The following is a 22,770-nucleotide window of genomic DNA, read 5'->3' on the forward strand; positions in this document are numbered from 1 at the left end:
CTACCACAATACGTTCGTATATTTATCTATCGTAAAAGAGCCTTTATCGCCATTGCCTTTACCAAAATAGAAAAACATGGCGATGAGATAAGTCATAAATCCAAGATACAGAAATTGCCGCGTTCTGCCACGTACCGCGTACACAATACTGGTCATGCAAAACATGGTTACAAAAAACATATAAGCTCCGGGGAGTCTTACGGCAAAGATTTCATTTGACCGGAAAAAATAGAAAAGCACCAAACCGAATACGGCCAGATTTCTCATATATTCATACCACAAAACCTCTTCACAAGCTTGCTTATCAAATCTAATTAAAATACCGATAAAAAAAAGCTTTACAATATCATTTAATCCGGTTTCCACTTCTGTCCCATAATAGCGGTCGTCCAGGTAACCCGTGTACGCTCCGGAAAGATCATCTGGTGCAATTGAGCTGAATAATCCGCCGCCCAGTCTGTAAAGTTCTAAGGGTGAAATCAATAAGGCGATCACCAAAACCCAGAAAATCCGCTTGCTGTTCATGGGAATTTTTACAATCCAATAAGCCGGAATAAATACGACTGACGTTTTGTGAAAACCTAAAGCGATATACATGCAGATGAGAAACATCACCAGATTCCGGTCTTTTATATATTTAAAAGACGCAATACAAACTGCGATTCCCAAACCCTGACGCATTTGTCCAGAATCTTCGAAAAACATAATCGGCATAAAATAGAAGAGAATGGCCAATGCCGGAAAAGCCACATTTTTATAAATGGTTGTAAACTTGAGCGTTACTGCAATAAGTGCCATTATAAAAGTAACAACAAAAAAAGGCAAACCGAAATCGAAAACAAGCTTATTAATTAAAACATAAATCCACTCGATTTGTTCCGCATTATCCCGGAAAAGTGCTTTATCGAAAACATCGCCGTAGGAAGTGTATAAAGCAAAACCAGCAAAAAGGGTTCGGTAAACGGGATAATCTGCGCCGGCATTTAATCGTAAACCAACCGCGCAAATAATTAGAACGCCCGCAATCCAGACAAAAACGCTTTGCTTTTTTTCTAACCTGAAAATCTCCCAGTAACTCGCTACCGCAAGAAATCCAAATATGATCGCAAAAATAGGATGTAGAATTGGCATCAAATAAGTCAGTGTTTTTATTGCAAGAGTTTTCTCAGGATGGGATATAAGCCTGTAAAACTTAGTAAATAATAGATTTTTTTCTTCAGCGGTAAAGATAGTAGATAATTTCTTCCAAATCTTTTGTAGGTTAATATTTCTAAAGTAGAAATCTGGTGTTTTCTCAAAAAGGAATTAAGCTCTGACTGTAGATTTTTAAAAACAGCTGCGTCTTTAACAAAGGCAGAATACGCCAGAAAAGTATAAACGCCTTCTAAAATTTTAAAGTTTTTCAACTCTGTTGCGTGCGCAGTATATTGAGAAGATTGAAAGTAGTGGGAAACATCTTCCACCGCCTTTAAAATATCAAGTCCTTTTTCAGAATGAATTTTGGTAATAGAATCAGCTCTTTCTAAATATTTATAATGGAAATTTTGAGTTTGCGCGATGACATTGCATTCCAATAAAAGCTGCGGAATCAACTGAATATCTTCGAAATGAACGCCTTTTTTAAATCGTTTCCCTTCAAAAAGTTTTCGCTCATAAATTTTATTACAGGCAAAATAAGAAAGGTCTGCAAAAACTGAAAAATGCTCTCTAAGGAATATTTTTTCAGGCATATTGGGAATTTGCGTGAGATTTTGAGTAACAGTTCCTTTTTCATCAACTTTCTGTAGATTACAAATAACCATTTCTGCATTATGCGCTATTGCCAACTGATACATTTCTGCAAACATCGTTGGTGAAACCGTGTCATCACTATCCACAAAACCGATATAATCTCCCGTGGCGCGATCCAGTCCGAAATTACGGGCATCACTTAAACCACCGTTTTCTTTTTGAAAACTTCTAATTAAGTGCGGAAATTTATGCTGAAATTCCTCAATTATTTCTTGGGAATGGTCTGGACTTCCATCATTGATTACTAATATTTCTAAATTTTGCAATGTTTGGTCCACCAATGATTCTAAACATTTACGTAAGTATTGTTCAACTTGATATACTGGAACGATAATAGAAACAGTTGGTCTCATTAGCGATTTGTATTTTTCTTATATAAAAAATAATCTTTACCAATAGGCCGAATATGGTAAATCCATTTCAGGAGCGGTGGCGCTTCTTCGTGGATCCGATCAATTGGGTACGATTTTACCAATGTATAATCGTTGGTGAAACTAGCTGTATCTTCCGATCTTAATTTATAAAATCCTCCCTCCAAAGATGGTTTAGAAGCGATAGTCAATATATAATCAGGTTGAAATCGCTCCACGGAATTAATCCACCAGTATTTTTCATCCTTCAGCATTTCATCATTAATTCTTGCGTTCACCAAACCAACCTCATCATAGGTATAAAGTTTCGTAAAAAAAGGAATTATTCCAGCTGGTTCCAGTAGAATTGACTGCCCAAGTCCTCCGTTATTTTGATTGATATCTGCTGCAATTTGCATCCGCTGACGTTCTTCCATATAACCAATTGTATACGATTGAATCCATTGAAAAACATACAGTCCAGAAAACAAAAGGAATAACCCCGCATATAAAATTTTGGTTTTTTTAGTATTAATATTTAAAAAATAGTAAAGTATAACCCCGAACATAAAAACCCGCGGAAGCCAATAATACCAATCGAAATAAGCATTGAAGAATGCAAAAATAGTGATCTTCACCAACGCGAATATAACGGTAAACAAAACAACAACTTTTATTAAGGAAGATATTTTGGTATTGCGACTAATTTTCCAAAGAACAAATCCGAGAAAGCCGAGGAAGGCCATAAAAATTAGAAATGTTAGAACACTGTATTTCTTGATTAAACCTCCGTAGTAGGCCCATTGAAACAGAGAATACTCTAAGCTATTATTTTGAATGAGATTTTTATACGCAATTTTCTTGGCGGTAATCGTATGGTTTACTATTTCGCCAAAATAAAGATAATTGAATCCTACCACACTTACGAGCCCGATAATTCCTCCTAGAATGAGAAAAAGATTTAATTTTCTTTTAAAATATAAATCGGCCAGAAAGAAGATGCCGAGAAAAATAACGGTATCAATTCTCGTCCATAATAAGAGAATTGGGAAAACAAAATAGGCCCACTTTTTACCTTGATAAAGGCCGAAATAAATCAATCCGTTATAGAGAAAAAACAAAATGCCATATTCCATGCCCAGCAGTGAGGCCGTAAGTGCTGGCGGCGTCATATTAAGAAGAAGGACAAATAGCGTTCGCGGAAATAATTTCTCTGGAAACAATATTTTAGAAAGCCACCAAGATCCTACCGCAAAGAGAACACTGCTGAAAAGAAGTAGCGGAATAACAAAATAATCACCGAAAATTAAATTAAATATTGAAGAAATAAAAACATACAGATGCGTTGTAGAAGCAGATATTCTTTCGTCACCATTAAAACCAATGACACCGTATTTCACAAAATTTTTCGCAACGCGCCACGTAATAAAAGAATCCTCCTGAATATGCCCCGTAAAAAACATGGGAAGTTTAAGAATAACTGTCAGCAGAATAAGCCAAAAGGGGTTTTCGGAAATTTTTGCTAAAACTCTTTTCATATTTGTGGTATGCAGCAAAAATAGCAATTTTAATCTACGTTCTTACATCAAATTTTTGCTTAAAATTTCAGTAATCTGGGATTGATAAAACCTTTTTTTGCCGCGTCGTAATCATTGGGCGAGCAAGGTTTCAACTTTTCATTATTTTCTTCGGTACCGAAATACCAAAGATCTGAGAAAGTTTCCCGATGAAAGGCAAATTTTTCTTCGCCAATCATGACCCAAAAAGTTTCGAAAGCACGTTCTGCAGGATGTGATCTTTGAATGTTGATTCCTTCAATCAAATGCCAAATCATTTGTGCTAAAAGCTGGTGATTAAGCTGATTTCTGCTCTTGATGTTTGCATTAAAAATTCCCGCGGACTTTAGATTCTGACTTAAACCGATTTCTTTCATGTACGCGCAAATTTCACGTCTGTTCAAACCATTTACTTGTGGATTAACCGAGAAACCATCACCAATACTTTCCACCGCGTCACAATTTACCGTAACCAAATCAGCTTGTCGGAAAAAGGGTTCGGTACTATCCGTACTGCCCATCATTTCTGCAAGTCTTATCACATCGAAATCAACTTCCCGCATCAGTTTCACAGAGTCATTAGCATTTAAATGTTTTTGATATCCCAAATGATGATAATTTTTAAGGCTGAAATTTTTAGAACTTAAAATTTTTGAAAGGAAATTAGACTCATTCAGATTTTCTCCTTCATTGGTTAGCGTTACTAAATTTGATATTTGAGTGTAAGTAATATTTTGGTGAGTTGCATTCAATGATGAAAAGAGCACATATGCGAGTTCATTGCTTCCACCAATTACGACGGGAATTGCATTTTTTTTCCGACACATTGTTAAAATTTCATCCAGCACGTAATGCGTATCCTCCTGATTTTTCCCAGATACCAGATCACCTAAATCGCAGACAGGCATTTCAAAATCTAATTTTGAAAGCTTGTATAATTCTTTCCTTAAATTTCTGAAATCTACCATTTCCGCTTCACCCTCATTAATCCCTCGATAATCAGAGCAAAAAATCAGCGCAATGCTGTTTTCCTTAAGATCATTGGTAATCATACTGGCAAGTTGCCATGGTTCAGCGGTAATTTTATGAGGCGGAAGGAAAAGATCTTCAAGGTTCATGAGAGATTATTTTGAATGAAAAACAAAAATAGAAAAAAAGCACCACCAAAGGTGATGCTTTCATTATAAAAAAAGGGCAATTAGCGTTTTATAATCTTTTTGGTGACTATTGAATTATCTTTCATCGTAATTTTAACAATATAAAATCCGGAGCGAATACTCGATGCATCAACTTTACCTTCTTTAATTGAATTTTCAAGAACTAGTTTACCCGTCATATCATAAATTTCTACAGATTGACTTTCTTTATTTTTCACGGTAAATTCGGTAGTGAAAGGATTTGGATAAACCAGCACTTCGTTTTCCACGGGCTGAACAGTAGGTTCTACCTTCGGAACGAGTACTCTGATTACTTTAGGTTCCCGCGGCGCTCCAAGCATACGTGTGACATCTTTTGCGCAACGGACAGACATTGCAGCTTGAGGATAAACTCCGGCACCAGTCTGCATTTTGTTATTTTCAAACTGCATCGCCAAAGCATAGCCAGAATTATAATCGGCCATAGAAGAAGTCCAAACACCTGAACGTTCATACGATAATTCGTTTTCGCCCAGCTCGCCCCGAATTCCATCTGCCGGAAAATCACCAATGTTAAAAACAGAGTTCTGGAATTTCCAACCTTTCTTTCCTTCTAACACCCCTGAATAATTCTTCACAATATCTTGCCACTGATCTTGAATTACGCCCGTTTTACCATAACTGTCTTTCTGATAGCCATTATACCACGGTGAATTTCCTTTCGATCCACTGTATAAATTGGTAAAGGTAACATCGGGCACGCGCCAGCCTTCTGGACATGGATCGAAGGGAGATTTTACATAAGCATGACCCCATCTTTCTGCAGCTTGTGAGCGGGCGTCTGTAATCCAGTCCCGAACTTCATTCAAATTATTTTCATAGTGATTTCCGCCATTATAAACGGCTCCCTTATTCCTTTGATACATAAAGTTCATCGGATGTTGTACGGAATATTTTAAATTCTCTTTAATTTTTAAATTGGAAACTGAATTTTTGGAGCCGTACACTTCGTAGGAATCGCTGAATCGATTTGCATAATCGCCCGATGATATTTTAACATAATTCACTTCATTTGAAGACGCCTGCTGAACAGGTATGTGTACCACAGTTCCATTAGAAAAAGATGGAATAGGATCTTTTCTGCCCCATTGGTAATGCAAACCATTAGCCTTATCAGAATTAATATCACTGCTTAAAGCTCCCAGATTTCTATCCATAAATTCCGTGGTGATGGTAGGCAATCTGGTAGCGCCCGTATTTACGATGTTAAAGGTTGTGGGAATTTTATTTTCAGTCGTATATTTTAGAGTCTTCTGCGTAGGATTTTCTTTCGAAACCCATATGTGCCAGCTCCAGTAAATGGGTCCGTCTATATCGCCATTGTGCAGCGATATAACAGCGTTGCCTTCTACATTCGCGGTGGAGCTGACTTCAATAACTGAATTTCTAGCATCCTGACCATCTGCACGAATCTTTACTTTCCCAATCAAATTAGGGTTTGTGGTCCATAAAACTTTAGCCACCAATTTGTCTGAAGGTAACATTTTTCGGTCAGACAAAAGCTGATTATAAACGGAAAAAGCTTTACTTACAGGTATTTCAAGTGTTTGATTATCGCTAATGATATAGGAATTTGGATCGTCCAAACCTAACTTATAATTTTCTTTTTTAGAGGAGAAATATTCGGTGGCGAAATCTCCAATTGCTGCCATATTTGGATCCTTCATGCATCGAACTGCATTCCCAGTTTTTGTTGGATTTGTCTCATTATTGTAAATGGCGTGAAGTCCAACACTTGTAGAGGTTCGATAAGGATCAGAAAGTATAGAGAAAAGTCTCGCACCATCGAAGGCGAAAGTAGAGCTCCATAAACCTCCGTTGGATTGGTTGTCCTGAAAAGTCACTCCTACTGGCGCGTTGGGTGCATTTACATTCGGATAATAAACATAGGCTCCGGGAACTGGCATAATTCCGATGTTACGGGCGCCATCTTGTGCATTTGTAAAATCCATACCTAAACCGGGATAAACTTTAATTCCGTTCAAACTGTTGTTAACAGCATCCGGAAATATTTGTCGGTAATCGGCATTTTGATCATCATTTACGCCGCTATTTTTTCTTCCGAAAAAGGAGAGATTATTATTTTGAGTTTCCCGACCGTAGTAGGACGGGATACGCCAACCGCTGGGACACGGATCCAACTCAGATTTTAATTCATAGGAGGAACTTTCTTTCTTTAAAGTTGTGCTAGAACTGCTGGCATTACTGTTTCCACCTTTTGCATTGTCAGACCATAAATCCCAAGTCATGTAATTAGGACTTGCGCCTGCCACTTTATAACGGCTGCTGGAAAACCAATTCCCAGAATTATCTGTGTTAACAATATACGTTATAGGATTATTCACGGCATATTGTATGTTTTTTTCGATCTCGTCGTAAAGCCGAATTTTTACCGGAATAGAGTTCTTCGGATCAACTTGCTTATGTTTCAAAACTCCGACCTCGCCAGTGATTTCGTAAAAATAAGAATCTTTGTAAACCAAAGGAGGGAACGGATCTTTTCTTCCCCATTGATACATTAAACCGCCGCTTTTTTGCCATTGGTCACCTAGAAAACTACTGCTCGCTGCGCCCAAATTTCGATCCATATATTGCACGGCTATGGGATTTCCATTGATATCAGTTTCGAAACCTTGCGTGTAGTTCACACCATTTTCGGGATTGTCAGTCACCCAAATATGCCAACTCCAATAGATTTTTCCGTCAACTTTGAAAGCGACAACGGCATTGCCTTTTCCCCGTGCATTATCAATAGAAATTTTTATTTTCGATGCTGATGGCTCACCCTGGGAAATAATTGAAACATTTTCTACCAAACCAGGAACATCTTCCCAATAAAGCGACGCACTTTGTACGCCACCCGGAATTGGTGTGGAGGTATTGTTGGCTTTAAGATATTCGTAGTCAGACCACATATCATAGGCCTTTTTAACGGGAATTTCTATACCGCCGTAATCCTGCTGCTGTGCAAGATCTATATCGTAAATGTAACTGTTGGGGCCTTTTGCGGCGCTAGAAGTTTGAGCTGTTAGAACATGAGCAAAAAAACAAAATACTATCAGTTGATACTTTATCATCGTTAAAAAAAATTATACAAATTAAATTTTGCTAATTTTTTAACATCGTTTGTGTGGTTTTAAAAGAGATTTTTGTTTTTTTTCAATTTTGTGCGGGTCAAATATATAAATATTAATAAAAGATAATTACCTTAAAAACGAAGAAATATGCTGTTTAAATTTTAACATTTCTTAAAAACATTAAACAAGACTTGGTGAAGCTGTCCGTTTATGAAAAAAAAATGTGTTAAAATATGTGAAAATAAATTTTTGTTTAATTAAATTGTAGTAGAATTTTATCTAAAAATTCCATTTTATACAAGATTTCGCCCTTAATAAACTATGATATAAACATTTAGAAACGCCGAGAAACTCAATTAAATGAAAAATCTTCTGACACTTTCGGATCAGAAGATTTAATTTTTGCCTGGTAGTAATAATCTATTTCTTTTTAGCAGGTGCTTTTTTTGCAGCGGGTTTTTTCGCAGCAACCTTTTTTGCTGGAGCTTTTTTCGCTTTTACTTTAAAGGCATTTTTATCTTGAGCTGTGATCCATTTCTTTACTTCATCCAGCGAAACATCGGCAAGTTCTTCGGCCGTATACTTTTCATCTTTTTTTGTTTTTGGAATTTTGAACATGGTTTTTCCAAATTTAATGAACGGACCCCAACGCCCATTTTCCAAGGAAATTTTTTCATCTTCCCACTGTTGAATGTAACGGTTCGCCTCTTTTTCTAATTTTGCTTCTATGAGTTCATTAATATCACTTTGAGAAAGATTTTCAAAATCATAACGTTTTGGAACATTGATAAAGAGAGATTGATATTTGATGAAAGGTCCAAATCTGCCGGTTCCTTTTGTTACAGGTTCTCCTTTAAAAGTTGCAATTGGCGCATCGGCGATTTTCTTTTCCTTGATAATTTCTTCGGCTCTTTCCTGCGAAATGGAGAGTGGATCTTCACCACGTGGAATACTGATAAACGATTCGCCCCATTTCACATAAGGACCAAATCGGCCGACTCCGATGGTAACGGTTTGGTCTTCAAAATTATTTAAATCAAATGGAATTTTAAACAGTTCCAGGGCTTCTTCTAAAGTAATCGTCGCGATATTCTGGGAAGCCATCAAACTTGCGAAAATTGGCTTCTCTTCGTCATCTTGCTCTCCTATTTGAACCATTGGTCCAAATCTTCCGATTCTTGTCAACACATTTTTTCCAGATTTTGGATCAACGCCTAAAATCCTTTCTCCATTCGCACGATCAGCGTTTTCTTCAACATCAGCAATCTTCGGATGGAAATCTTTGTAGAATCCCTGTAAAACTTCTTTCCACTTTTCTTCCCCATTGGCAATATGATCAAAATCCTCTTCCACTTTTGCGGTAAATCCATAATCCAGGATTTCTGCAAAATTCTGCGTTAAAAATTCATTGACAACTTCGCCAATATCGGTCGGAACGAACTTATTTTTATCTCCCCCAAACTTTTCGGTCAATACTTCTTTTTTAAGATCGGTTTTTCCTAAAGTCATTTTCATGATTTCCCTCTCCTGTGGAAGAATTTCCCTTTTGTCAACATATTCACGATTTTGAATTGTTTGAATGGTCGGCGCATAGGTAGAAGGACGCCCAATACCAAGTTCTTCTAATTTTTTCACCAAACCTGCTTCCGTATATCTTGCAGAAGGACGTGTGAATTTCTCTGTAGCTTCTATTTTTCTGTAATCAAGAGCTTCACCTACTGAAACTTTTGGTAACAATTTTTCATTATTTTCTTCATCATCATCTTCCGTTTTTACAATACCGTATGCTTTAAGGAAACCATCAAAAATGATAACTTCACCTTGTGCTTCAAAATGATGCGGCAGTTTTTTATTACCAATTTCAATAACGGTTTTTTCTATTTTAGCATTCGTCATTTGCGACGCCAAAGTTCTTTTATAAATGAGTTGATAAAGTTTGTTTAATTGTACATCTCCAATGCTTTTTACTGAAAAATCTGTGGGGCGAATGGCTTCGTGAGCTTCCTGCGCTGATGATGATTTGGTGGTATAATTTCTTGGATTAGAATATTTTTCCCCGTATTCTGAAAGAATTTGTGTTTTCGCACCATTGATTGCTTCCTGAGAAAGATTTACAGAATCGGTTCTCATGTACGTAATGTGACCTTCTTCATATAGTCGTTGCGCCACCCGCATCGTTGCTGTTACGCCGTAACCCAGTCTATTACTGGCCTCTTGCTGTAAAGTTGAGGTTGTAAAAGGTGCTGAGGCGGTACGGGTTCCGGGTTTAGTTTCTACATTTAATACTTTAAAATCAGTGCCCTGACATTGCTTTAAAAATGCTTCGGCATCTGCTTCTAGAGCAAAATCTTTTTTAAGTTTTGCCGAAATTTCCTGTTTTTCTCCGTTAAGAAAGATACCTTCAAATTTGAAGGTTGATTTTGGCGTAAAAGCGCGTATTTCAAGTTCTCTTTCTACCACTAAACGAACTGCGACGGACTGAACACGGCCGGCGGAAAGTCCCGTTTTTACTTTTTTCCAAAGTACTGGTGACATCTCGAAACCAACAATTCGGTCTAATATTCTTCTTGCTTGCTGTGCATTTACTAAATTCTGATCGATAGTTCGGGGATTCTCGATCGCTTTAAGAATGGCATTTTTAGTGATCTCGTGGAAAACAATTCGTCGGGTGTTTTCTTCTTTCAGTTTTAATTCCTGCGCCAAATGCCAGGCAATGGCTTCACCTTCCCGGTCTTCATCGGAGGCTAACCAAACGATGTCAGCTTTTTTAACGGCAGCTTTTAATTCGGCGACCAGCTTCTTTTTATCGGCAGAAACTTCGTAATCAGGCGTAAAGGTTTCGAGGTTAATTCCCATGCCTTTTTTCGGCAAATCTCGGATGTGGCCGAAACTTGATTTCACGTCGAAATCCTTTCCCAAATACTTCTGAATCGTTTTAGCTTTCGCCGGTGATTCTACAATCACTAAATTTTTTGACATCCTCGAAATTTTTGCAAAAGTAGAAGTTTTTTTTTAATGGCAATTTTTTCAATTGAAATTGAGGATTTATAAATCGTTATTCAAACAGTTGAAAACGCTTATATTTGTTAGAAGTTCGTGATTCATTTGAAAAAATTCATCCAAAATACCATCCAAAGTCAAAAAATATTTTACCGCTATTTCCGGCGAAAAGGGCTTAAGCGATTTCTAAAAGAAAACGTAATGGAAAGTGATGGCAGCAACGAAATAAAAGCAAAATCTGTTGCCCTTGGAATATTCATCGGACTTTCGCCCTTTTGGGGTTTTCATTCGTTTCTTGCCATTTCGCTGTCGGTTTATTTTAAAATGAATAAAATGCTGACTTTCATGTCTTCACAAATTACTTTTCCGCCGCTTATTCCCTTAATTATATTTGTGTCTATGCTTGTAGGTGCACCGTTTGTGGGAAATAGTGTGCCTTTGCAAGATCAAACATTTGATTTAGATTTTATAAAAAATAATCTCACACAATATATTATTGGCAGTTTTATTTTAGCCATTAGCGGTTCAGTAGTAGCTGGTTTGCTCTCTTACTTTTTTCTTCAAAAATTTAAACCGCAAGAAAAAAATATTTAAAGGATCTTGACACTTATATTATTAAGTCAGTTTGCCAATTATATTTAATGGTGAAGCTTTTTCTGCGACACTTTATCAGAAATTTCATTTCATACATATTTAGTCCTCAACACTATCGGAAATTTCAGCGAAAATCCTTATATTCGCAAACTTAATAAATGAGCACAAAACTCCTTGAACAGACTGAAAATGAAGAAGTTTACCGAATATAAAAATCTCGATTTAACAGCCGTTGCCGAGAACATTACCCAGTTTTGGGAAAAAAATCAGACTTTTAAAAAATCCGTCGATATTCGCGAAGGTCAACCAGAATATGTTTTTTATGAAGGTCCACCTTCTGCGAACGGAATGCCCGGAATTCACCACGTGATGGCAAGAGCGCTGAAAGATATTTTCTGTCGCTACCAAACCCAAAACGGAAAACAGGTTTTCCGAAAAGCAGGTTGGGATACGCATGGTCTGCCAATTGAATTGGGCGTTGAGAAAGAATTAGGAATTACCAAAGAAGATATCGGAAAAACAATTTCCGTAGAAGATTACAACCAAGCTTGTCGAAACGCAGTAATGCGCTACACTGATGTTTGGAATGATCTGACGGAAAAAATTGGATATTGGGTTGATTTAGAAGATCCATATATCACGTACGAACCGAAATATATGGAAACCGTGTGGTGGCTTTTGAAGCAACTTTACGATAAAGATTTAATGTACAAAGGTTATACAATCCAACCCTATTCTCCAGCAGCAGGAACTGGTTTATCTTCTCACGAATTGAATCAGCCAGGAACATATCGTGATGTTTCGGATACGACTGTAGTTGCGCAATTTAAATTGAAACGCGCCCCTGAAAACGCGAGCGAAACCTGGAAAAAATTATCGGCGATCGCTTATCCGGAATCAAACATAGACACTTCCGAAATCGCTGGAGCATCTTGTGGTGGCGCACTACATTGGGAAGAGTTTGATGCTGCGAAACCAAAAGCAAATGTTTATTTCCTTGCCTGGACAACAACTCCATGGACTTTACCTTCAAACACCGCTTTAGCAGTTGGACGTGATATTGAATATGTTTTGGTGAAAACCTTTAACCAATATACTTTTGAACCGATTCACGTTATTTTAGCTAAAGTACTTTTAGAGAAGAATTTCGGTAAAAAATACTTTGAAGGAACAGACGAAGATTTTAACAATTACAGTTCAGAAAATAAAACAATTCCTTATCAAATTTTAGAAGAATTTACCGGTGCAGATTTAGCAGGAGAAAATGAAAATACACTACAAAAGAGAGACGAATTAATAAAATTTTCGGAATTTGTTAATGAAGATTTAGGACTGGAAGGTTCACCACGATTTTCTAAAAAGAACAATGCAATTGAGTATGAACAATTGATTCCATGGCATTCACCTGCAGAAAATGCAGACAAAGCATTCCGCGTAATTATAGGAGATTTTGTAACTACTGAAGATGGAACAGGAATCGTACATATTGCGCCAACTTTTGGTGCAGACGACTCGCGCGTTGCCAAAGAAAATGACATTCCGCCAATGTTGATCAAAGATGAGAACGATAATCTCGTTCCTTTGGTTGACTTGCAAGGCCGTTTTCTAAAAGGTGGAAATACTCCGCAATTATTTGCAGAGAAATTCATTAAAAATGAATATTACGATAACGGAAATGCGCCTGAAAAATCTTGGGATGTAGAATTGGCAATTCTTTTAAAGACTGAAAACAAAGCCTTTAAAGTAGAAAAATACGTTCACAGTTATCCGCATTGTTGGAGAACTGACAAACCTGTTTTATATTATCCATTGGATTCTTGGTTTGTTAAAATGACTGCGGTAAAAGATCGTTTGGTTGCCTTGAACGAAACCATCAACTGGAAACCAAAATCAACCGGTGAAGGGCGTTTTGCCAACTGGTTGGTTAATGTAAATGACTGGAATCTTTCTCGTTCAAGATATTGGGGAATTCCTTTGCCGATCTGGCGTACAGATCCTTCGACAGGCTCAGGACCACAAGAAGAAATAATTATCGGATCGGTAGAAGAATTAATGACTGAAATCCAGAAATCGATGGATACTGGATTTATGACTGAAAATCCTTTTGCGGCGTTCGAGATTGGAAATATGTCGAAAGAAAATTATGCGAACATTGATTTGCATAAAAATATTGTTGATGAAATCATCTTGGTTTCAGCCTCAGGAAAACCAATGAAACGCGAATCTGATTTGATAGATGTTTGGTTTGATTCAGGCTCAATGCCTTACGCACAATTGCATTATCCTTTTGAAAATAAGGAAATGATTGATTCGAATAAAGCTTTCCCGGCAGATTTCATCGCTGAAGGAGTTGATCAAACAAGAGGTTGGTTTTATACTTTACACGCAATCGCAACAGCAGTTTTCGATTCTGTAGCGTACAAAAATGTAATGTCGAATGGTTTGGTTCTGGACAAAAACGGCCAGAAAATGTCGAAACGTTTAGGAAACGCCGTTGATCCATTTACGACTTTAGAAAAATACGGTCCCGATGCAACGCGTTGGTATATGATTTCAAATGCGAATCCATGGGAAAATTTAAAATTTGACTTAGAAGGAATTGATGAGGTTCGTCGTAAATTCTTTGGAACCCTTTATAACACGTATTCTTTCTTTGCTTTATATGCAAATGTTGACGGATTTACGTACGCTGAAAAAGACGTTGAAAACCGTCCGGAAATTGACCGATGGATTTTATCTGAACTGAATTTATTGGTAAAAGACGTTACTTCTTTCTACGAAGATTACGAACCAACGAAAGTTGCCAGAGCTATTAATAATTTTGTTAATGACAACTTAAGCAACTGGTACGTAAGACTTTGCCGTAGAAGATTCTGGAAAGGCGATTATTCTGAAGACAAAATTTCTGCTTACCAAACTTTATATACCTGCTTAGAAACGGTAGCGAAAATTGCAGCGCCAATTGCGCCGTTTTTTATGGATCAATTGTATCAGGATTTAAATAAAATTACCGGTAAAAATGCGGCAGAATCAATTCACCTCACAGATTTCCCGAAAGCTCAGGAAAAATTGATCGATCAGGATTTGGTGGAAAAAACGCATTTGGCTCAGCAAATTACGTCGATGGTATTTTCATTGAGAAAGAAAGAAAACATCAAAGTAAGACAGCCACTTCAGAAAGTGATGATTCCTGTTTTGGACAAGAAAACTGAAGCACAAATCTTAGCAGTTTCGGATTTGGTAAAACAGGAAGTGAATGTAAAAGAACTGCAACTCATTAATGCTGATGAAGCGGCGGATTTAATTATCAAACAGATCAAGCCAAACTTTAAAACGTTGGGCGCACGACTTGGAAAAGATATGAAAACGGTGGCCGGAGAAATCACGAATTTTACGGCTGAACAGATTTCAACTTTAGAAAAAGAAGGAAAAATGGAAATTCAAGGCTATGAAATTTCATTAGATGATGTTGAGATTTTCACGAAAGATATTCCAGGTTGGACGGTTACCAGTGAAGGTAAGTTAACGGTAGCGTTGGATTTGACACTCACCGACGAACTAAAAGCAGAAGGCGTTGCACGAGAATTCATCAATAGAATTCAGAATTTAAGAAAAGAAAAAGATTTCGACTTAACTGACAGAATATCAATTCGTTTAGATGAAGAATGTCCTTTTACAAAAGAAATTATTAATAATAAGTCATATATTTCTTCGGAAGTATTGTCAGATAGAATAGAAATTGTAAATTCACTCTCAAATTTTGATGAAATTGAAATCGATGACCTCGCTTTCAAAGTTGAGGTTCAAAAAATATAATAATTTGAAAAGTGACGGCTTCATGTAGACAGTCACATTAACCAATTAAAAAAACACACGCGCTATGACTGAGGACAGACAAAGATATAATGACGCTGATTTACAGCAGTTCAAAATACTTATTCAAGGTAAAATTGATAAAGCAGAGAGAGACTTGATGCTTATCCGGGAAAGTTTCATCAACGACCAAAATAATGGAACCGATGACACTTCGCCCACATTCAAAGCTTTCGAAGAAGGTGCTGAAACATTAAGTAAAGAACAAAATGCGATCTTGGCAGGAAGGCAGGAAAAATTTGTTCGGGATTTGAAAAACGCACTCGTACGTATTGAAAATAAAACGTATGGCATTTGCCGCGTAACCGGAAAGTTGATCCCGAAAGACAGACTACTAGCGGTTCCTCACGCAACCCTCAGCATCGAAGCTAAAAATATGCAACGGTAAATTTATCATTTAATATGAATGATGTACAAAGTACAATGTATATTTCTATGCAGAATACTTTGTACATTTTTATTTTAAAATCATGAACACGGTTTTCATTTTACTGGCAGTAGCAGTTATTTTTATCTATTTTTTTCGAAAAAATATCAAAGAAAAGTTTGTCCCGAATAAAGACAAGTATCTTACAATTGATGACCGGTACAATGCTGAGAAGAAAAAAAGACAGGACGAAATTGATGCTATACTGAGTAAAATAGGTAAAAACGGCTTGAAAGATTTGACCGTAGAAGATAAAAAACGCCTCGACGAACTCTCAAAAAAATAAATTAAAATGGAATCCCTTATCGTACATCCAAAAAATCAAATGGAACTTAATGCGCTGAAAAGTGTGATGAAAGAAATGGGTATTAAATTTGAAAAATTTCACACCAGAAATTTGAAAACTCCCTCTGTTACCGAGACAAAGACTGCTGCTCCAAAAAAAGCTAAGCCCACAAACACATCTAGAAATTATCCTAAGAAAGACCTGTAATGAAGAAGATCGCTTTAATAACTTTTATAATATTACTCATTGATCAAGTCTCGAAATTTTATATAAAAACCCATTTCAATTTGGGCGAAAGCGTAAGCGTATTGCCCGGTTTTAAATTGACTTTTGTGGAAAATCCCGGCATGGCCTATGGTTTTCATTTCGGTGGTTTGATCGGAAAATACATTCTTGTAATTATTCGTGTATTTTTAATTGGTGGCATGGTTTATCTTTTCAGCAAGTGGCTGAAAGAAGGTGCTAGCAACTATCTGCTCATTCCAATGTCTATGATATTTGCCGGCGCAATCGGAAATTTGATCGACGGAATGTTTTACGGAATGCTGTTCGACAGCGGAACTGTTTATGATGAAAGCATCAGCAGATGGATTGAATACGGTGGAATTTCGAAAGTCGTACCGTTCGGACAAGGCTATTCTACCTTCATGAAAGGTTGCGTGGTCGATATGCTCCACTTTCCTTTGGTTGATTGGTATGTTCCGGAAAGCTTCCCAATAATTGGGGGAAAACACATTGAATTTTTTAAATATATTTTCAACATTGCAGATTCTGCAATTACTGTCGGCGCTGCATTATTACTGATTTTCAGAAAAAAAGCTCTACCGAACGGCTTAGATTTCTAACGAATTACCAGTTCTTTCGAAGTCTTTTATTATTATTTTTGTAAAAATTTTAAGTTAAACTCATTTAATGTCCAGAATACTAACCGGAATACAGGCAACAGGAACTCCACATTTAGGAAATTTACTCGGCGCAATTATTCCCGCCATTGAACTTTCTAAAAAGAAAGAAAACGAATCTTTTTTATTTATTGCCAATCTGCATTCTTTAACGCAAATTAAAGATGCCGCAGAGTTGAAGAAAAACACCTACGAAATTGCCGCAGCTTGGCTTGCATGCGGCTTGGATACTGAAAAAACGTTTTTTTACCGCCAAAGCGATATTGCCGAAGTTTGCGAACTTTCCTGGTATTTATCCTGCTTTTTTCCTTATCAGAGATTGACGCTAGCCCATTCCTTTAAAGATAAAGCCGACCGTTTAGAAGACGTAAATGCAGGTCTTTTTACGTATCCCGTTTTAATGGGTGCTGATATTTTACTGTACAATGCGGAAATTGTCCCTGTTGGGAAAGATCAGTTGCAGCATTTAGAAATGGCTCGCGATATGGGCGCACGATTTAATCATCAAATGGGTGAAGTTTTCGTACTGCCAAAAGCTGAACTTCAGGAAGACACCAAATATGTACCCGGAACAGATGGTCAGAAAATGTCGAAATCAAGAGGGAATATTATTAATATTTTCTTGCCAGAAAAGGAACTGAAGAAACAGGTGATGGGAATAGAAACCGATTCAAAATCACTAGAAGAACCGAAAGATCCAGAAACTGATAAAGTTTTCGCTTTATTCGAGTTAATTGGAACTCCAGAACAAACAGAAATTTTAAGACAAAAATATTTAGCCGGAAATTTCGGTTATGGCCACGCGAAAACAGAATTGCTGAATTTAATTTTGACTAGATTTTCAAAAGAAAGAGAATTGTTCACCTATTACATGAACAACCTGCCGGAATTAGAAGAAAAACTGCAACAAGGTGCGGTAAAAACGAAACAAATTGCAGCCGAAACGCTGAAAAAAGTTCGAAACAGTTTAGGCGTTTAAAACTAAAAACCTTTCCAAGTTGGAAAGGTTTTTTTATAGAATATTTTTTATTTCCTGCAGTTTACGTATTACTTTCACCTCGTTCGCTTCATATTTATCATCGAAAACATCGAAATAGACAACTTGCATTCCAAAAGATTTGGCACCTTCAACATCAGCAATCCAGTCATCACCAATCATGATGGATTCTTCTACTTTCGCATTTGCTTTTTTCAAAGCATAATCATAAATCTCTGGTTTTGGTTTGCGAATATTAATTTCATCGGCGCTCGTAATGGTTTTAAAATAATTCTGGATTCCGGAAAGTTCGCATTTTCTGGCGGTCACTTCCTGGAAACCATTAGATAAAATATGCAGCGTATAGCCTTTATCGTGAAGATATTCCAAAATGTCGAAAGCGCCTTCCACGAGATCGTTATAATTCAGAATTTCATCTAAAAAATTATTTTCAAAGGTTTGAGAAAGCTCAAAATCATCAATGCCGAAAAAAAGAAAAGAATCATAAAAGCGATGTTTCCGAAGATATTCTTTGTCGATTTCACCATCCCTGATTTGCTCCCACAATCGTTCATTAATGGTAAAATATTCACGATGGAAATCGTCAAAATTGATATTGTATTTGTCCCGAACTTCTTCTCTTTTAAATATTTCTTTGAGGGTGAGAAACGCATTGCCCCGATGATCCCACAGTGTATTGTCGAGATCAAAAAAAATGTGCTGAATTTTCATACAGCACAAATTTAGTTAAATTAGGTTAGTTTTTAGAAACAATGTGAATTTTAGAACCTGATTTTAGAGCCTGAATACTCTTGGAATACATCAGCAAAAAATCAACGGTTATTTTTTTTGGTTTCAACAGGCTTCCGTTTAGAGTGTAATCTTTTTTCATAGGCAAAGTTTCACTAAAAACGAAGTTTATTACATATTATTATCTGGTTAAACTAATTTGATGTTCTTCCATAATTTTTCGGAGATTAATTAAAGCATAACGTACACGCCCCAATGTTGTATTAATGCTCGTATCGGTTTGTTCAGCGATTTCTTTAAATGAAAGCGCATCGAAAAAACGCAGTTTTACAACTTCCTGTTGGTTTGGTGGCAGAAATTCCAGCATCTTCATTAGATCTTCTTGAATCTGGCGGGAAATCAGTTGTTCTTCTATATTTTCTTCATTAATGCTGATCAGATCGAAAATAGAATATTCTTCATTATCATATGATGTTTCAGAAACTTTGTTGTGTTTCGCTTTTAATCGGTAATGATCAATGATGAGATTGTGCGCAATTCTTTTCGCCCAGAGAACAAACTTGCCTTCTTCGTTATATCGCCCTTCTTTTAAGGTGATAATAATCTTCATAAAGGTATCCTGGAAAACATCATTTGCTAATGTGTCGTCCATTACTTTATAGAAAATATAAGAAAATATATCTTTTTGATGCCGTTCGATCAAGATTGCGAGGGCTTTTTCGTTTCCATCTTTGTACGCGGAAATCAGCCAGCTGTCTGTATTTGTATTCATAACTCGTGTCTAAAAATTCACCAAACGAATGCACACCTAAAATTTTTGGGCTGCTTTTTTCGTTATTTAAAAAATCAGTAGAGTTTTATAATCATACAATTTCGTTGTTATGTAAAGGCTAAATTAAGCAAAAAGTTAATACTATGTTAAAAAAAATGTTAAAATTTTTAAAATCTGTTATTTTAATAAATCATGAATCAAGACAATGGGTACATTTACCGTAAAATTAATATTTAAACCTTCCAATTTCTTTCCATTAATACCTTCTTTATCTATCGAAAACGCGTAGCCACCAGTTAAATCGACCAAGCCGAATAAAGTTACTCCGATCTTCGGCGAGATATATTTAGTAGTAGCTTCGGCGCCAGCTAAAAAATAATAAGCGTGATAAAGATCTACATTCCGCTGAAAATTGAGCAAAATATCACCCTGTACTTTCGGTAAAGCGACAAATTTTCCGTTTGTACTTCCGAACATTCCTGCAGCACCAAGTCGGAATATCATATCATCATTTTCTAAAAACAATAAGCGCCCGCCCACTTCAGCAAAGCTTTGATTTTGATAAACATAGCCCGCATGAACCATTTTGTGTACCGTAAGCTGCGCATTAAAACTTCCAGAAAAAACAATCAGCAATAGTGCCGTGATAAAAAATCGTTTCTGCATTACTATGATTTTAGATTGGGGATAAAGTTAAAAAAATGCTTTAACATTTTTTTGTTAAAGCATTTATATTTAGTTATAAATTAAATTCTTTCTTAATTTCTTCTACTTTATCCAGTTTTTCCCAGGTAAAGAATTCCAGGTCTTTAATCACCAATTCTTCGCCATTTGCCTTTTTAAAAGTTTTATCAGCGATATAATGTTCACGACCCATATGTCCGTAAGACGCAGTTTCCTGATAAATAGGATTTCTAAGTTTAAGATTTTGTTCGATGGCGTACGGTCTTAAATCGAAGAGTTTCTGAATCTTTTCGGAAATCTCCCCATCGTGTAAATCGACTTTAGCGGTGCCATAAGTGTTCACATATAATCCACAAGGTTCAGCGACACCAATGGCATAAGAAACCTGTACTAGAATTTCATCTGCAACGCCCGCAGCTACAAGATTTTTGGCGATATGACGAACTGCATAAGCCGCACTTCTATCTACTTTAGAAGGATCTTTTCCAGAAAACGCTCCACCACCGTGTGCACCTTTTCCGCCATAAGTATCAACAATTATTTTCCGGCCAGTTAAACCGGTATCACCGTGCGGACCGCCTATTACAAATTTACCTGTAGGATTAATGTGGTACTTAATCTGATCATTAAAAAGATCCTGAATAGCGCGAGTTTGTTGGGCTTTCACTTTCGGGATGAGAATTTCTATAATATCTTTTCGAATTTTAGCCAACATGGCTTCTTCACTCCCAAAATCATCATGCTGCGTTGAAACGACAATTGAATCAATTCTTACTGGTTTGTGATCATCAGAATATTCAATCGTAACCTGCGATTTAGCATCGGGACGAAGATATTTGATTGCGTCGCTTTCTTTACGAAGTGTAGATAATTCTTTTAAAATGGTATGCGCTAAATCAAGTGCTAGCGGCATATAGTTTTCAGTTTCATTGGTCGCGTAACCAAACATCATTCCCTGATCACCTGCACCTTGCGAATTAGCACGACTTTCAAAATCATCATTTTCAGAAATCCGGTCAACACCCTGATTGATATCTGGAGACTGTTCGTGAATGGCAGAAATTACACCGCAAGAATCACCATTAAACATGTATTCTCCTTTCGTATAGCCAATTTTGTTGATTACTTTTCGGGCGATATCCTGTACATCCAGGTATGCTGTAGATTTTACTTCTCCCGCCAAAACCACTTGTCCAGTTGTTACCATTGTTTCACAGGCAACTTTTGAATTGGGGTCATTTGCTAAAAAATTATCGATTAATGCGTCGGAAATCTGATCAGCCACTTTATCCGGATGTCCTTCGGAAACGGATTCAGAGGTAAATAAATAAGACATATTTCTTTTGTTTTTAAATTAAAAGTACCGGAAAAGAAAGGAGTTGATTGCAAAAGAAACTAAAAGAGAAAATCGGTTTTAGCATTTTTTAATGAGGTTGCAATCAGTACAAATTTTTCCTCCCGAAATTATAGGTGCAAATTTAATTACTATTTACGGAATCGCAAAATTTATTTGGATGTAAAAAATTATTGAGGTTTAATGACCACAAATTCCTCTGGATTTTTATTAAAGTTAAGCTTTGATTTTAGAGAATCGGCGATGAAAAGAATCATCTCGTCTAAAATTTTCTGCTTGTAGGTAGGTTTGTAATAAATCATCGAAATTTCACGATACGGAAAAGGTTTTCTAAATCGTTTTACTTTATCGCGTTGTTGATCAGAAAGTTGATCTACCGCCAGTTCGGGCAAAATACTGATGCCACCCAATTTGTCAACAAGCTGAACCAACGTGTTGATATTCGATGCAACAAATTCTAAATTTTTCGGCGTAATCGTATTTTCGCGCAGTTCACATATATTTTCAAACTGTGTCCGCAGGCAGTTCCCTTCTTCTAAAAGCCAAACTTTCTGCACATCAATTTTATCGGGGATCACAAAACTATCTTCTTTCTGATCATCACTGTCGTCCGCAGAATACAGCATCAATTCTTCATTAAACAAAAAGTCATGGTAAAATTCATTGGCCGCTGCGAACGGTGTTGAAATTATTCCTGCGTCTAACTCACCGGCTTTTAAAGCTTTAATGATGTTTTCGGTGGTCATCTCTTTTACGTTCAATTGAATTTTCGGATGATTTTTTAAGAATTCGAAAATTTCTGCAGGCAAAATAGACCCAGAAACAGTTGGGATAATTCCTAAATTTAACTTTCCGGCCAAAACATTGTTAAGTGCGTTTGCTTTACTTTTTAATTCATTGATGGAGTCTACTACTTTTTTAGCTTCAATGATAAGTTGCGCGCCAACATCTGTTGTCCGGATTGGATGAGTTGTGCGGTCGAATATTTTCACGTCCATCTCATCTTCAAACTTCTGTATCATTGCGCTTAAAGTCGGTTGAGTAATAAAGCAGGCCTGCGCTGCGTTTCCAAAGTGCTTATATTTATCTACCGCGATAAGATATTCCAATTGCTGAATGTTCATTTCATTAATTTTATCTATGCCAAATATACTGAGATTTTGCCGTAATCCCATTAATTTT

General features: G+C 36.7%; 19 protein-coding genes. 7 read left to right on the top strand and 12 right to left on the bottom strand.

The genetic code is table 11. The annotated features are described in order from the left end of the window. From LC814_RS07740 to topA, 6 genes are all read right to left on the bottom strand, one after another. The gene (locus LC814_RS07740; RefSeq protein WP_226063367.1) at positions 1–1,131 is read right to left on the bottom strand and encodes an EpsG family protein; all 1,131 of its coding nucleotides are present in this window, start codon (positions 1,129–1,131) and stop codon (positions 1–3) included. Positions 1,132–1,148: 17 nt separating this feature from the next. Beyond that, positions 1,149–2,144, bottom strand: a complete 996-nt coding sequence (locus LC814_RS07745) for a glycosyltransferase family 2 protein (RefSeq protein ID WP_226063368.1) — start codon at positions 2,142–2,144, stop codon at positions 1,149–1,151. Continuing rightward, positions 2,144–3,679, bottom strand: coding sequence for a DUF8728 domain-containing protein (locus tag LC814_RS07750; protein WP_226063369.1), 1,536 nt, complete (start codon positions 3,677–3,679; stop codon positions 2,144–2,146). The genes LC814_RS07745 and LC814_RS07750 overlap by 1 nt, the downstream gene beginning before the upstream one ends. Positions 3,680–3,738: 59 nt before the next feature. Further along, positions 3,739–4,815: an arginase family protein gene (locus tag LC814_RS07755; RefSeq protein ID WP_226063370.1), complete on the bottom strand. Its 1,077-nt coding sequence runs from the start codon at positions 4,813–4,815 to the stop codon at positions 3,739–3,741. An 80-nt stretch (positions 4,816–4,895) separates the two neighbouring features. Beyond that, positions 4,896–7,970 carry a T9SS type A sorting domain-containing protein gene (locus tag LC814_RS07760; protein WP_226063371.1) on the bottom strand — a complete coding sequence of 1,025 codons (3,075 nt, stop codon included), beginning with the start codon at positions 7,968–7,970 and terminating at the stop codon, positions 4,896–4,898. 420 nt (positions 7,971–8,390) lie between these two features. Then, positions 8,391–10,949 carry a type I DNA topoisomerase gene (topA, locus tag LC814_RS07765; RefSeq protein ID WP_226063372.1) on the bottom strand — a complete coding sequence of 853 codons (2,559 nt, stop codon included), beginning with the start codon at positions 10,947–10,949 and terminating at the stop codon, positions 8,391–8,393. A gap of 126 nt (positions 10,950–11,075) precedes the next feature. On the opposite strand from topA, the gene LC814_RS07770 reads away from it, so the two are divergent. The 7 genes from LC814_RS07770 to trpS all read left to right on the top strand — a co-directional run bounded on the left by LC814_RS07770 (position 11,076) and on the right by trpS (position 18,031). Then, positions 11,076–11,564, top strand: a complete 489-nt coding sequence (locus LC814_RS07770; RefSeq protein ID WP_226063373.1) for a DUF2062 domain-containing protein — start codon at positions 11,076–11,078, stop codon at positions 11,562–11,564. A 189-nt stretch (positions 11,565–11,753) separates the two neighbouring features. Beyond that, positions 11,754–15,380: an isoleucine--tRNA ligase gene (gene ileS, locus LC814_RS07775; protein WP_226063374.1), complete on the top strand. Its 3,627-nt coding sequence runs from the start codon at positions 11,754–11,756 to the stop codon at positions 15,378–15,380. A gap of 64 nt (positions 15,381–15,444) precedes the next feature. Beyond that, the gene (locus tag LC814_RS07780; RefSeq protein WP_226063375.1) at positions 15,445–15,825 is read left to right on the top strand and encodes a TraR/DksA family transcriptional regulator; all 381 of its coding nucleotides are present in this window, start codon (positions 15,445–15,447) and stop codon (positions 15,823–15,825) included. Between the two features lie 82 nt (positions 15,826–15,907). Further along, on the top strand, positions 15,908–16,150 hold the full coding sequence (locus LC814_RS07785; RefSeq protein ID WP_226063376.1) for a DUF6576 domain-containing protein: 243 nt from the start codon (positions 15,908–15,910) through the stop codon (positions 16,148–16,150). Positions 16,151–16,156: 6 nt separating this feature from the next. After that, complete coding sequence (locus LC814_RS07790) at positions 16,157–16,357, top strand: DUF2683 family protein (RefSeq protein WP_226063377.1); 201 nt, start codon at positions 16,157–16,159, stop codon at positions 16,355–16,357. After that, positions 16,357–16,995: a lipoprotein signal peptidase gene (locus LC814_RS07795; protein WP_226063378.1), complete on the top strand. Its 639-nt coding sequence runs from the start codon at positions 16,357–16,359 to the stop codon at positions 16,993–16,995. Before LC814_RS07790 ends, LC814_RS07795 begins: the two co-directional genes overlap by 1 nt. A gap of 67 nt (positions 16,996–17,062) precedes the next feature. Continuing rightward, a complete protein-coding gene (gene trpS, locus LC814_RS07800; RefSeq protein ID WP_226063379.1) occupies positions 17,063–18,031 on the top strand; it encodes a tryptophan--tRNA ligase in 969 nt (322 codons plus the stop codon). Positions 18,032–18,064: 33 nt separating this feature from the next. Here the strand turns inward: trpS and LC814_RS07805 are convergent, their stop codons facing one another. The 6 genes from LC814_RS07805 to LC814_RS07825 form a co-directional block, all read right to left on the bottom strand. Next, positions 18,065–18,760 (bottom strand): YjjG family noncanonical pyrimidine nucleotidase, encoded by a 696-nt coding sequence (locus tag LC814_RS07805; RefSeq protein WP_226063380.1) that lies wholly within the window; start codon positions 18,758–18,760, stop codon positions 18,065–18,067. Positions 18,761–18,785: 25 nt separating this feature from the next. After that, positions 18,786–18,920 carry a hypothetical protein gene (locus LC814_RS12505; RefSeq protein ID WP_262903702.1) on the bottom strand — a complete coding sequence of 45 codons (135 nt, stop codon included), beginning with the start codon at positions 18,918–18,920 and terminating at the stop codon, positions 18,786–18,788. 39 nt (positions 18,921–18,959) lie between these two features. Then, positions 18,960–19,550, bottom strand: coding sequence for an RNA polymerase sigma factor (locus LC814_RS07810; RefSeq protein WP_226063381.1), 591 nt, complete (start codon positions 19,548–19,550; stop codon positions 18,960–18,962). Positions 19,551–19,727: 177 nt separating this feature from the next. Beyond that, positions 19,728–20,216, bottom strand: coding sequence for a hypothetical protein (locus LC814_RS07815; RefSeq protein ID WP_226063382.1), 489 nt, complete (start codon positions 20,214–20,216; stop codon positions 19,728–19,730). Between the two features lie 73 nt (positions 20,217–20,289). Then, a complete protein-coding gene (gene metK, locus LC814_RS07820) occupies positions 20,290–21,570 on the bottom strand; it encodes a methionine adenosyltransferase (protein WP_226063383.1) in 1,281 nt (426 codons plus the stop codon). 188 nt (positions 21,571–21,758) lie between these two features. Further along, complete coding sequence (locus LC814_RS07825; RefSeq protein ID WP_226063384.1) at positions 21,759–22,712, bottom strand: hydrogen peroxide-inducible genes activator; 954 nt, start codon at positions 22,710–22,712, stop codon at positions 21,759–21,761. Positions 22,713–22,770: the final 58 nt, after the last annotated feature.

Source organism: Kaistella polysaccharea (genome assembly GCF_020410745.1).
Lineage (GTDB): Bacteria > Bacteroidota > Bacteroidia > Flavobacteriales > Weeksellaceae > Kaistella > Kaistella polysaccharea.

Coding starts and splice junctions, on each gene's coding strand:
- LC814_RS07740 (WP_226063367.1), bottom strand. CDS start 1,131: ATGCCAATTCTACATCCTATTTTTGCGATCATATTTGGATTTCTTGCG.
- LC814_RS07745 (WP_226063368.1), bottom strand. CDS start 2,144: ATGAGACCAACTGTTTCTATTATCGTTCCAGTATATCAAGTTGAACAA.
- LC814_RS07750 (WP_226063369.1), bottom strand. CDS start 3,679: ATGAAAAGAGTTTTAGCAAAAATTTCCGAAAACCCCTTTTGGCTTATT.
- LC814_RS07755 (WP_226063370.1), bottom strand. CDS start 4,815: ATGAACCTTGAAGATCTTTTCCTTCCGCCTCATAAAATTACCGCTGAA.
- LC814_RS07760 (WP_226063371.1), bottom strand. CDS start 7,970: ATGATAAAGTATCAACTGATAGTATTTTGTTTTTTTGCTCATGTTCTA.
- topA (WP_226063372.1), bottom strand. CDS start 10,949: ATGTCAAAAAATTTAGTGATTGTAGAATCACCGGCGAAAGCTAAAACG.
- ileS (WP_226063374.1), top strand. CDS start 11,754: ATGAAGAAGTTTACCGAATATAAAAATCTCGATTTAACAGCCGTTGCC.
- LC814_RS07780 (WP_226063375.1), top strand. CDS start 15,445: ATGACTGAGGACAGACAAAGATATAATGACGCTGATTTACAGCAGTTC.
- LC814_RS07785 (WP_226063376.1), top strand. CDS start 15,908: ATGAACACGGTTTTCATTTTACTGGCAGTAGCAGTTATTTTTATCTAT.
- LC814_RS07790 (WP_226063377.1), top strand. CDS start 16,157: ATGGAATCCCTTATCGTACATCCAAAAAATCAAATGGAACTTAATGCG.
- LC814_RS07795 (WP_226063378.1), top strand. CDS start 16,357: ATGAAGAAGATCGCTTTAATAACTTTTATAATATTACTCATTGATCAA.
- trpS (WP_226063379.1), top strand. CDS start 17,063: ATGTCCAGAATACTAACCGGAATACAGGCAACAGGAACTCCACATTTA.
- LC814_RS07805 (WP_226063380.1), bottom strand. CDS start 18,760: ATGAAAATTCAGCACATTTTTTTTGATCTCGACAATACACTGTGGGAT.
- LC814_RS12505 (WP_262903702.1), bottom strand. CDS start 18,920: ATGAAAAAAGATTACACTCTAAACGGAAGCCTGTTGAAACCAAAAAAA.
- LC814_RS07810 (WP_226063381.1), bottom strand. CDS start 19,550: ATGAATACAAATACAGACAGCTGGCTGATTTCCGCGTACAAAGATGGA.
- LC814_RS07815 (WP_226063382.1), bottom strand. CDS start 20,216: ATGCAGAAACGATTTTTTATCACGGCACTATTGCTGATTGTTTTTTCT.
- metK (WP_226063383.1), bottom strand. CDS start 21,570: ATGTCTTATTTATTTACCTCTGAATCCGTTTCCGAAGGACATCCGGAT.
- LC814_RS07825 (WP_226063384.1), bottom strand. CDS start 22,712: ATGAACATTCAGCAATTGGAATATCTTATCGCGGTAGATAAATATAAG.